General features: G+C 57.9%; 8 protein-coding genes. 6 read left to right on the forward strand and 2 right to left on the reverse strand.

What is annotated here, in order from left to right; translation table 11 throughout:
* The first annotated feature begins 89 nt into the window (after positions 1–89).
* Positions 90–1268, forward strand: a complete 1179-nt coding sequence (locus tag QUE75_RS06335) for a thiolase family protein (protein WP_062278071.1) — start codon at positions 90–92, stop codon at positions 1266–1268.
* Between the two features lie 571 nt (positions 1269–1839).
* Positions 1840–3171, forward strand: a complete 1332-nt coding sequence (locus tag QUE75_RS06340) for a sodium-dependent transporter (protein ID WP_286254453.1) — start codon at positions 1840–1842, stop codon at positions 3169–3171.
* 368 nt (positions 3172–3539) lie between these two features.
* Here QUE75_RS06340 and QUE75_RS06345 read toward each other — a convergent pair whose 3' ends face one another.
* Complete coding sequence (locus QUE75_RS06345) at positions 3540–5438, reverse strand: sigma 54-interacting transcriptional regulator (protein WP_286254455.1); 1899 nt, start codon at positions 5436–5438, stop codon at positions 3540–3542.
* A gap of 303 nt (positions 5439–5741) precedes the next feature.
* Between QUE75_RS06345 and QUE75_RS06350 the strand changes: the two genes are divergently transcribed.
* From QUE75_RS06350 to cynS, 4 genes are read left to right on the forward strand one after another with little or no spacing between them, the layout of a single operon-like run.
* A complete protein-coding gene (locus tag QUE75_RS06350; RefSeq protein ID WP_058093072.1) occupies positions 5742–7166 on the forward strand; it encodes an ABC transporter substrate-binding protein in 1425 nt (474 codons plus the stop codon).
* A 2-nt stretch (positions 7167–7168) separates the two neighbouring features.
* Entirely contained in the window at positions 7169–7996 is an 828-nt protein-coding gene (gene ntrB / locus QUE75_RS06355) for a nitrate ABC transporter permease (RefSeq protein WP_058093073.1), read from the forward strand.
* A 57-nt stretch (positions 7997–8053) separates the two neighbouring features.
* Positions 8054–8962 carry an ABC transporter ATP-binding protein gene (locus QUE75_RS06360; protein WP_286254464.1) on the forward strand — a complete coding sequence of 303 codons (909 nt, stop codon included), beginning with the start codon at positions 8054–8056 and terminating at the stop codon, positions 8960–8962.
* A gap of 28 nt (positions 8963–8990) precedes the next feature.
* Positions 8991–9434: a cyanase gene (cynS, locus tag QUE75_RS06365; RefSeq protein ID WP_058093075.1), complete on the forward strand. Its 444-nt coding sequence runs from the start codon at positions 8991–8993 to the stop codon at positions 9432–9434.
* Positions 9435–9905: 471 nt separating this feature from the next.
* Here the strand turns inward: cynS and ilvD are convergent, their stop codons facing one another.
* Positions 9906–11582 carry a dihydroxy-acid dehydratase gene (gene ilvD / locus QUE75_RS06370; RefSeq protein ID WP_286254467.1) on the reverse strand — a complete coding sequence of 559 codons (1677 nt, stop codon included), beginning with the start codon at positions 11580–11582 and terminating at the stop codon, positions 9906–9908.
* Between the last annotated feature and the right edge of the window lie 225 nt (positions 11583–11807).

Raw genomic sequence — 11807 nt, forward strand, 5'->3', positions numbered from 1 at the left:
GCCCGCAAACCGGAAGGCTGGGAACCCAAACAAGACCGATGAGCAAGATAAGAACACCAACTAGATTCCGTTGCAGGAGAACATAAAACATGAACAACGATATCGTAATAGCAGGCTCCGCCAGAACCCCGATGGGGGGCATGATGGGCTCTTTGAGCTCTGTGCGTTCACCGGAACTGGGTGCGGTTTCCATCAAGGCGGCCATTGATCGTGCCGGGCTGCAGCCGGCCGATATACAGGAAATCATCATGGGCTGCGTGCTACCTGCCGGCCTCGGCCAGGCACCTGCGCGGCAGGCATCCCGCGCTGCCGGTATTCCGGATAGCAGTGGCTGCACCACCATCAACAAAATGTGCGGCTCCGGCATGCAAGCCGTCATCATGGCCCACGACCAGATCAAAGCCGGCACCAACAACATCATGATCGCCGGTGGTATGGAGAACATGAGCCAGGCACCGTATCTGTTACCGAAAGCCCGCGCCGGCATGCGCATGGGCCACGGCCAGGTGATGGACAGCATGTTCCTGGATGGCCTGGAAGACGCCTACGAAGGCGGGCTGATGGGCGTATTTGCCCAGCGCACCGCCGATAAATTCAACATCACCCGCCAGGCCATGGACGCGTTCGCCATCGGTTCCCTGCAAAAGGCCCTGGCGGCCATCGAGAACGGCTGGTTCCTGGATGAAATCGTTCCGGTCACCGTCTCTGGCCGGGGTGGTGACACGGAAGTAGACACCGACGAACAACCGGGCAACGCCAAGCCCGAAAAAATTCCCCAGCTGAAACCGGCCTTTGCCAAAGACGGCTCAGTAACCGCCGCCAACTCCAGCTCCATCAGCGACGGCGCCTCTGCCCTGGTGCTGACTTCAGCGGCTGAAGCAGATGCCCGAGGCCTTGTCCCACAAGCCAGAATCGTGGCCCACGCCACCCATGCCCGCTTGCCGGCAGAGTTCACGCTGGCCCCGATTGGCTCCATTGAGAAAGTGGTCAAGAAAGCCGGCTGGACGTTGGATGATGTCGACCTGTTCGAGATCAACGAAGCCTTCGCAGTGGTCACCCTGGCCGCCATCAATGAGCTGAAATTATCTGCGGAAAAGGTCAACGTGCACGGCGGCGCTTGCGCCCTGGGCCACCCCATCGGCTCCTCTGGCTCCCGTATCATCATTACCCTGATCAACGCCCTCAAACAGCGTGGTCTGAAGCGTGGTGTGGCATCGCTGTGTATTGGTGGCGGTGAAGCGACTGCGGTGGCCATCGAGGTGGTCTGAGTTCCGCTCTGAGCCTTCTGGTTTTGGTGTGGGGGTGGTTTGGGCTCCTGGCCTTCCCGGTTTGCGGGCTGGGTATGGCTTCGGCTCCTAGCCTGGTGGTTGGCGGGCGGGTACGCGGGGTATGGGGTATTTTTCTTCTGGGAAAAACAACTCGCTGCGCTCAGACATCTTTTTCCCTGCCAGAAAAATACCCCACACCCCCCTACCGACGTGCAGCACAGGAATACCAAGGGGAAAAACAAATGTAGTTATTTAGCGAATTCCCGCCAATGCCCGTCGGCGCGGGGTGGTTGTTGGGTTTTTTGCCGGAAAAAGATGTCTGAGCGAAGCGAGTTGTTTTTCCAAAAAAAATCCAACAGCCACCCCGCAAGCCCGCCCGCACATCCGGAAGGCTGGGCGCCCAAGCCCAAGCCCAAGCCCAAGCCCAAGCCCAAGCCCAAGCCCAAGCCCAAGCCCAAGCCCAAGCCCGATGACCAGGAACCAAGAACGCGTTGACCCCAGTCATGAACCGTAACGTCTGATTTGTTAGGCTTCCGTGCAAATAAGCCATATCACGGGGAGCCAGGTACCGTTGACCAAGCGCCACGAGTTTATCGAGGAATCCCGAAAGCAATGGAGTTCCGAGCCCGCATTTGTTTTCTCCATGGCCGCTGCAGCCGTCGGCCTCGGGAACCTCTGGCGGTTTCCCTACATGGTTGGGGAGAACGGTGGCGGGGCTTTCGTGGTGGCCTATCTGCTGGCGCTTGTGGTTGTCGTTCTGCCGATCATGATTCTGGAGGTCGCAGCCGGACGGCTGTCTGAGGGCAGTACCGTTCAGACTTTCCGGCAGGTGAACCGGTTTGGGGCCATCTACGGCTGGTTTGTGGTGCTGATCACCATGGCCATCACCAGCTATTACCTGGTGATTACCGGCTGGACGCTGGGCTATGCGGTGGATGCTGCCACGGACGACCTCCGCGTGTTCAGTGAATACAGTGCCGGTTACAACTCGCTATGGTACTTCCTGATCGTAACGGTACTGGCTGCCATCATCCTGGCTCGGGATGTGAAGGCTATCGAGGTCTTCTCGAAAATGCTGATGCCCGTGCTGCTGTTGGTGATGATAGGGCTGATGCTGTTTGCCTCGACGACGCCGGGTTGGGAGCAAACCAAGTCCTTCTTTTTTGACGTGGACTGGACCCGGCTTGCAGACGGTCGTCTGTGGGCGTTTGCCTTCGGGCAAGCCTTTTATACTCTCGCCATTGGGCAGGGATATCTGGTCACCTATGGCAGTTTTATTCCCCGCAAAACCCACGTGCCCCGAGCTTGCCTGGTCGTTGCCGGTACCGAGACCAGTGTTGCCTTGCTGGCGGGATGGATGATTTTCCCGTTTGTGTTCAGTCTGGGCATGGAGCCTACCGAAGGCAGTCAGCTGGCGTTTGTGACCATGCCGCAAGTGTTCGAAGACATGCGTGGTGGTTACTGGGTTGGCGTGCTCTTCTTCGCGCTGTTCTTCATGGCCGCATTCAGCTCCAGCCTCGCCGGTTTGAAAGTCATGATTGCCGCGGTGGCGGAGGAGTTCCGGCTGAGTAACGTTGCCGCAGTGAGTATCGTAACGGTTGTCATGCTAGTGCTTGGTACCGCCTCAGCACTCAGTTTCACGCCCCTTGAATGGACCATTGCCGGTGAGCCGGTGCTGGACGTTATTGATCGTGTGGCTGGTGGCAACGTGATTATCTTCTCCGGAGTATTCGGTGCCGCATTGTTCTGCTGGTTCATCCCGCCCCAACGCATTCGCACTGTTCTTGGAACAGAAAGCCGTTGGTGGGAGTGGCGTATGTACCTGGTCGGGCGGTTTCTGCCGGTGCTGGTGTTGCTCTGGATTGTAGTCACCTACGCGCTCAGCCAGCTTGGTTTTGGTTAGTAGCCCTCTGGGTGTGGAGGTGAGGTCTTATTTGGGCTCCCAGCCTTTCGAATTTGCGGGCGGGCTTTCGGGGTGGCTGGCATTGGCGGGCATCCGCTTGATAAAAGCACTTGTCGTTTTTGCACTCAGGAAGGGAAAGGCTCGACTCGGTGCAACGGTCACGCGCACTTCGGGATACCTTCTTTTCTTTTACCCTCGGTATTCCTGTGCTGCCCGTCGGTAGGGGGGTATGGGGTATTTTTCTGGCAGGGAAAAAGATGTCTGAGCGCAGCGAGTTGTTTTTCCCAGAAGAAAAATACCCCATACCCCGCGTACCCGCCCGCAAACCAAACAGGCTAGGAGCCCAACTCAGAAACCCAAGTCAACACTCAAGAAGCCCGAAACTGCCGGGCATCAAGCTTGAGCTTGCCCAGGCGGGAATTGAGGGTCGTTGGCTTGATGCCAAGAAGTGCCGCCGCCCCGTCGTCTCCGAAGATGCGCCCGCCCGTCATTTTCAGCGCCTTGATCAGGTTCTGTTTCTCCAGCTCCTTCAAGTCTACCTCGGTCAACAACTCACTGTCGTAGTGGCGCGATGGCGTTGAGTTTGCTGCGGCATGCGCAGGAGTCTCGGTACCGGGAAGGTCCAGATCCAGGCGGCCATCGGCGGTAATCACCTGGCGTTCGATGACGTTTTCCAGTTCCCGAACGTTGCCCGGCCAGTGGTAGGCCTTGAGGGTCACCACGTCTCGTTCTGTCAGAACCAGCGGTGGCCGGTTGAACTTCTGGCAGGCCCGGTTCAGGAATTCCTGGGCCAGCATGGGAATATCTTCAAGCCGCCTGCGCAGGGGAATGGATTCGATAGGGAAGACATTGAGGCGAAAATACAGATCTTCCCGGAAGGTCTTCTCCTGTACCTCTGTTTTTAGATCCCGGTTGGTGGCGGCAATCACTCTTACATCGACGGCGCGAGTCTTGTTCTCACCCACGCGTTCGAACTGCTGATCCTGAAGCACCCGCAACAGCTTGCCCTGCAATTCCAAAGGGATTTCACCCACTTCATCCAGAAACAGGGTGCCGCCGTCGGCCAGTTCGAATCGGCCGATTCTGTCGTTCACGGCGCCGGTGAAGGCGCCTTTGATGTGGCCGAAGAACTCGCTCTCAAACAGGTCTTTTGGAATGGCCGCGCAGTTTACCCGGATCAGCGGGCGGTCTCGGCGGGTGCTGGCCTGGTGGATGGCGCGGGCAATCAACTCCTTGCCGGTGCCGGATTCGCCGGTGATCAGAACGTTGGCATCTGTCGGGGCCACCATGCCGATGCGCCGCACGATGGCTTTGATGGCGTCGCTCTGGCCGAGGATTTCGTGGAAGTGGAACTCCGCGCTGAGTTCTTCCTGCAGGTAGGCGTTTTCCATTTCCAGCCGGCGTTTCAGGCTTTCGACTTCTTCCAGTGCTGATTGCAGTTCCTTCTGGGCTTGCAGTCTGGAGGAGATATCCCGGAAAACCACGACCGCACCCACCGGGTGGCCGTTGTCCATGATCGGGGTGCTGGTGTATTCCACCGGGAACCCGGTGCCGTCTTTGCGCCAGAACCAGTCGTCGCCAACGCGCTTGATGCTGCCATCCCGGAAAGCGCCGTAGATGGGGCATTCTTTCAGTGGGAACAGGCTGCCGTCTTCGTGGGAGTGGTGCACCACGCGGTGTATTACCCGCCCCATGAGTTCATCCATTCGCCAGCCCAGCATGCGCTCGGCGGCAGGGTTGGCGAAGGTGGTGCGGCCTTCGGCGTCTACCCCGTAAATGCCTTCGCCCACGGCGTGGAGAATCAGCTGGTTCTCCCGCTCCATATCCTTGAACAGTTCTTCCACTCGCCGCCACTCCAGCAAACCGCCCCGGTGGTAGTGATTGGCTTCGTGGCGTTCGCGTAGGGTTCTCAGTTGGCGTCGGTCACGCAGCAGCAGTAACAGGGTTTGCGATTCGGCTTCTCCCACGCAGGAAGAAGAAATTTCCAGTTCAACCGTGTGGCCGTCCCGGTGTTTCAGGTGGAAATCGCGGCTCCAGCTGTGGCTGCGGAACAGGGTTTCTTCGGTGAAATTGATCAGCTGGGGCCGCTGGTCAGCAAACAGCTGGGTACATGCCATGCCGGCAATGGATTGCCTGTCGGTGCCCGCCATTCGTGCCATGGCGCTGTTGGCAGCGAGGATCAGGTCCTGGCCCGCGTCCACCAGAAGGGCAGCCTCTGGCAGGTGGTTGATCCATTGGTGTGTTTCGATGCGTTCGGGCTGGTTCATGCCGGGCTTCCGCTTGAGTGACGGTAAAACCCAAACAAAGCCTGTGCCAACTACGAAAAATCGAAGCGATCGCTACGAGAAATCGTGGTTTACGAAATATCGTAGTTCGCCGGGTTAGCATTCGTTTGTATTAAACCCCATAAAAACAATGAGGTAGAGGTTTTCATAAAGTTGGCACGAACCCCGCAATAGTCATCTCAGAACGTGCTGTTTGCCAAGGCCAAATTCTGGCCGGGCAGAACCAGAGTCTTAGTTGCACCGCAAGAGTGCAAAAAAACTATCTGAGAGTAGGGAGAGTGCACCATGACAACCAAAAGCCTTGGAAACCCGTTTGACGGCGACCAGTCACTGATCCACGCGAAAACCTGTGGTTGCCCGGAATGTAAGCCTGGTGACAGCCTGCCGTCTGTATCGCTGAACCTTCGCCAGACAGGGGGCGAGCAAGCCACAGGCTCTGCGGCCGGGATGGATTCCGAAGCCATGATGGACCGTGCCATCGAAAGCGCTGTGGTGCGCTCCGTGTTCGGCCATAACGATCACAGCCGCCGCAGCTTTATGAAGATGATGGGGGCAGGGACCGCAGCCGCTTTGCTGGGCTCCGTGTTCCCCATGGACAAAGCCAAGGCGGCGGTGAAGGAGTCGCTCGGCAAGCTGGAGAAAACCAAGCTGAACGTTGGCTTTGTGCCGATCACCTGTGCCACGCCCATCATTATGGCCGCTCCGATGGGGTTTTATGAGCGCTATGGCCTGGACGTCACCGTCACCAAAACCGCCGGTTGGGCCGTGGCTCGGGACAAGTCACTGGCGGGTGAATACGACGCCTCACACATGCTCACTCCCATGCCCCTGGCCATGACTATGGGCGCCGGTTCCACGCCGGAGCCATTCATCATGCCAGCGGTGGAGAATATCAACGGCCAGGCCATCGTGCTGCACGTGGACCACATGGACAAGCGTGACCCTAAGCAATGGAAGGGCTTCAAGTTTGGTGTGCCGTTTGAATACTCCATGCACAACTTCCTGTTGCGCTATTACCTGGCTGAAAACGGCATTGATCCGGATAAAGACGTTCAGATCCGGGTGGTTCCGCCACCTGAGATGGTCGCCAACCTGCGCGCCGGCAACCTGGATGGCTACCTGTCACCAGACCCGTTCAACCAGCGAGCGGTTTGGGAGAAGGTTGGCTTCATTCACATGCTCACCAAGGATATCTGGGAAGGGCACCCATGCTGCGCCTTCGCCTGCAGCCAGAAGTTTGCCAGCCAGAATCCGAATACCTACGGCGCTCTGCTGCGCGCCATCATCGACGCCACCCAGTACTCCAATGAGCCTGAAAATCGCAAAGAGATCGCCGAGGCCATTGCCCCGCGGAACTACCTGAACCAGCCGGTACCGGTGATCCAGCAAGTGCTGACAGGCCGCTACGCCGATGGCCTGGGCGAGGTGCAGAACGTGCCCGACCGCATCGATTTCGACCCGTTCCCGTGGCATTCCATGGGCGTGTGGATTCTGACCCAGATGAAACGCTGGGGCTACATTGAGGGCGATGTGGATTACAAGGGCATTGCTGAGCAGGTCTACCTGGCGGGTGAAACCGGCAAGCTGATGCGCGAGATGGGGTACAGCGCACCCACCGAAACCTACAAAACCCACACCATCATGGGCAAAACCTTTGATCCGGAAACACCGGAAGAGTATGCCCGTAGCTTCGCCATCGGGAGGATTTGATCATGGCCTCGTTGAATGTGAGGGCAGCACTGCTGTCGGTGTCTTTCCTGATCCTGGCACTTGGCATGTGGGAAATGGCCACCCAGCCGCCCGCGGCGACGGAGGCTACGTCAGAGTATGAATTGCTGATGGGCGTCTCGGGGTCAGAATCTCGTGTGCCGCCGCCATCAGCAGTCATCAAAGTGGCCTGGGCGGAGCTGTCTAACCCGTTCTATGACGCGGGTGCCAATGACAAAGGCATCGGCATTCAGCTGGCCTACTCGGTTTACCGGGTGCTGACGGGGTATCTGGCGGCCATGGCGATTGCCCTGCCATTGGGCTTCCTGATCGGCATGTCACCGCTGATGTACAAGGCGCTCAACCCTTACATCCAGGTGCTGCGACCGATCTCACCCCTGGCCTGGATGCCGCTGGCCCTGTTCATCATCCAGGATTCGGATGCGTCGGCCATCTTCGTGATCTTCATCTGCTCTATCTGGCCCATGCTGCTGAACACCGCCTTCGGCGTGGCCAACGTGCGGTCGGACTGGGTCAACGTGGCCCGCACCCACGAGCTCAATCCGTTCAAGACCGCGATTACGGTGATTCTGCCGGCGGCAGCACCAACCATCCTCACCGGCATGCGCATCTCCATCGGTATCGCCTGGCTGGTGATTGTGGCGGCGGAAATGCTCGTGGGCGGAACCGGCATTGGCTACTACGTGTGGAACGAGTGGAACAACCTGGACCTCGCCAGTGTGATCTTCTCCATCCTGATGATCGGGGTGGTGGGCATGCTGCTGGACCTGGCCCTGGGCAAGGCTCAGAAGCTGGTTGAATACAAAGAATGATCGGGCAGGGCGCCGGTTGTCTGGCGCCCGCCAGAACCCTCCGACTGGAGAATTGATATGAGTAAGTCATTCCTGGAAGTAGATGGATTGTCGAAGGTATACCCGGACGGCCAGGGCGGTGAGTTGACAGTCTTCGAAGACATCCGCTTCGCCCTGCAGAAAGGCGAGTTTGTGTGCATCATCGGCCATTCCGGCTGTGGCAAATCCACCATCCTGAACGTGTTGGCCGGCCTGGACGAGGCCAGTACCGGCAACGTGGTTATGAACGGAAAAGAGGTGAAAGGCCCGGGCCTGGAGCGCGGCGTGGTGTTTCAGAACTACAGCCTGTTGCCCTGGAAAACCGCGCTGAACAACATCATCTTTGGGGTAAAGGCTCGCTGGCCCAGCTGGTCCAAAGAGAAGGTGCGAGAGCACAGCGAGCGATACCTGAAAATGGTCGGTCTGGACCACGCCATGGACCGCAAGCCCTCCCAGCTGTCTGGCGGTATGCGCCAGCGGGTGAGCATCGCCCGCGCCTTCGCCACCCAGCCAGAGCTGCTGTTGCTGGATGAACCCTTTGGGGCTCTGGATGCCCTCACCCGCGGGGTGATTCAGGACGAGCTGGTAAAAATCTGGGAAGAAACCCGCCAGACCGTGTTCATGATCACCCACGATGTGGACGAGGCCATTCTGCTGTCGGACCGCATCTTCCTGATGTCCAACGGCCCCAATGCCCGCATTGCCGAAAGCGTGAAGGTAAACCTGCCACACCCGCGCTCCCGGGCCACCATTTTCCAGAACCCTGCCCATCAAAAGATCCGGCATTACCTGGTGGATTTTCTGGTGAATCGAAGTGGTTCAGCGCTGCCGGAGCAGGATGGCAGCCCGAGAGTAGTAGACCCCAGCACCGATGAGCTGACGTCCGAGCCGGTGCCGGCCGAATCCGAGACCAAGACCGAAACCACCGCGCGAGCGGTGAATGCTTGATGTTGATTGTCCACAAGAGGAAATGACCATGATGAACAAAGAACTGATGACTGCAAAAATCCTGGAAGCCAAAGTTGCCAAGGGCATGACCTGGGAAGCGATTGCTGAATCCATTGGCATGTCCCCGGTGTTCACCACCTCAGCCTGCCTGGGTATGAACAGCTTCACCGAAGACAAGGCGTTCGCGCTGTGCGAAACCCTGGGCCTGGACAAGCCGGTGGCAGAAGCATTGCAGGTTTGCCCGAAGAAAGCCTGGGAAGGCGGTGTACCCCAGGACCCGCTGATCTACCGTTTATATGAGATTGTGGGTGTGTATGGCGACACCATGAAGGAGCTGATCCATGAGAAGTTTGGTGATGGCATTATGAGTGCGATTGATTTCACCATGGATATCGAGAAAGAAGAGAACCCCAAGGGTGACCGGGTGGTGGTTACACTTAACGGGAAGTTCCTGCCTTACAAAGCTTGGTAGTTTTGAGTTTGCCCGCTCCTAGCCTTCTGGTTATGGGGCGGGTACGGGGGGTATGGGGTATTTTTCTTCTGGGAAAAACAACTCGCTTCGCTCAGACATCTTTTTCCCTGCCAGAAAAATACCCCATACCCCCCTACCGACGTGCAGCACAGGAATACCAAAGGCAAAAAGAAACTAAAGCAAATTCAGGTTTGAAGAGAGCGTTGCACTAATTCGATCAATTCCCCTTTCGGCACAAAAAATACCGGCCTTGTTATCAAGCGAATACCCGCCAATGCGCCGTCGGCGCGGGGTGGTTGTTGGATTTTTTGCCGGAAAAAGATGTCTGAGCGAAGCGAGTTGTTTTTCCAAAAAAAATTCAACAGCCACCCCGCAAGCCCGCCCGCAAACCGGAAGGCTGGGAGCCCAAGCCAAACGGTACCCGCCCCTCAACCAGCAGGCTAGGAGCCCAAGCCCGACCCCCAGTCCGGACTAGGGCAGGTCAGTAACGGCCCCCGTAGATGCAGAACTGACCACCCGGGCATACTTGGCGAGAACACCCCGAGTGAATCTTGGCTCGGGTGGCGTCCAGGCTTTGCGGCGTTTCTCCATTTCCTCTTCAGAGAGCTCCAGGATGATAGAGTTGTTGACTGCATCAATGGTGATGGTGTCGCCATCTTCTACCAGGGCAATCGGCCCACCAACGGCCGCCTCCGGGGTGATGTGACCAACCACGAAGCCGTGGCTGCCGCCGGAGAACCGGCCGTCGGTGATCAGGGCAACATCGCTGCCCAGGCCCTTGCCCATGATGGCGGAAGTTGGGCTGAGCATTTCCCGCATGCCGGGGCCGCCTTTGGGGCCTTCGTAGCGGATGACCAGCACATCGCCGGCCACCACAGTGCCGTCAAGGATGCGCTCCTGGGCTTCTTCTTCGGAATGGAACACCCGTGCCCGGCCGGAGAAGTGGGTGCCTTCCTTGCCGGTGATCTTAGCGACGGAGCCTTCCGGTGCCAGGTTGCCAAACAGAATGCGCAAGTGACTGTCTGCTTTGATGGGGTTTTCAAAGGCCCGGATGATTTGCTGGTCTTCCGGGTAGGGGGTAACTGTCGCGAGGTTTTCAGCCAGGGTTTTTCCGGTCACCGTCATGCAGTCGCCGTGCAGCAGGCCCCTCTCCAGCAGCATCTTCATCAACGGCTGGATACCGCCGATGGCCACCAGCTCCGACATCATGTAATGGCCAGACGGGCGCAGGTCCGCCAACACCGGAACCTGTTTGCCAATGCGCACGAAGTCATCCAGCGATAACTCCACACCAACCGTACTGGCCATGCCCAGCAGGTGCAGTACCGCGTTGGTGGAACCGCCCAGGGCAATGACCACGGTAATCGCGTTCTCGAAAGCCTCACGAGTCATGATGTCGGACGGCTTGATGTCTGCTTCCAGCAGCTTCAGCACCGCCGCACCAGCGGCTTCGCAGTCAGCCAGTTTGGTGTCAGACACCGCATTCTGCGCCGAACTGCCCGGCAGGCTCATGCCCATGGCCTCAATGGCCGAGGCCATGGTATTGGCCGTGTACATACCCCCACAGGAACCCGGCCCCGGAATGGCGGTTTCCTCGATCTGCTTCACCTCAATCAGGTCCATATTGCCGCGGGCATGGGCACCCACCGCTTCGAAAACCGAAATGATATCGGTGTGATTCTCACCGGGCATGATGGTACCGCCGTAAACAAACACCGACGGCCGGTTCAGCCGCGCCAACCCCATCATGCAACCCGGCATGTTCTTGTCACAGCCACCAATCGCCACCAGCCCGTCAAAACCCTCACAACCGGCCACGGTTTCAATGGAATCCGCAATCACCTCCCGCGACACCAGCGAATACTTCATCCCCTCCGTGCCGTTGGCAATGCCGTCTGAAATCGTGATGGTGTTAAAAATCAGACTTTTGCCCCCCGCTGCGTCTGCCCCCTTGGCCGCTTCCCGGGCCAGACCGTCAATGTGCATATTGCAGGGCGTCAGATTACTCCAGGTAGAGGCAATACCCACCTGCGGCTTCCGAAAGTCCTCATCCTGAAACCCCACCGCACGCAACATCGCGCGACTGGCAGACTTGTTAATACCATCCACCACCGGTGCGGAATAACGACGTCGTTTGTCCGTGGTCATAGCAATACCTCCCAATCCAATGTTGTAAACGAAATCAGTCTCTCACCAGCAAAACCCACAAAGCCCCAAAGCTCCAAAGCTCAACAGTTTAAAAAAAAGCCGCCGCAGGCAAAAAAAGCCTATACCAGAAATGCCCGTCGGTAGTGGGGTGTGGGGTATTTTTCTGGCAGGGAAAAAGATGTCTGAGCGAAGCGAGTTGTTTTTCCCAGAAGAAAAATACCCCAC

This window comes from Marinobacter shengliensis (assembly GCF_030297115.1).
GTDB classification, from domain to species: domain Bacteria; phylum Pseudomonadota; class Gammaproteobacteria; order Pseudomonadales; family Oleiphilaceae; genus Marinobacter; species Marinobacter shengliensis.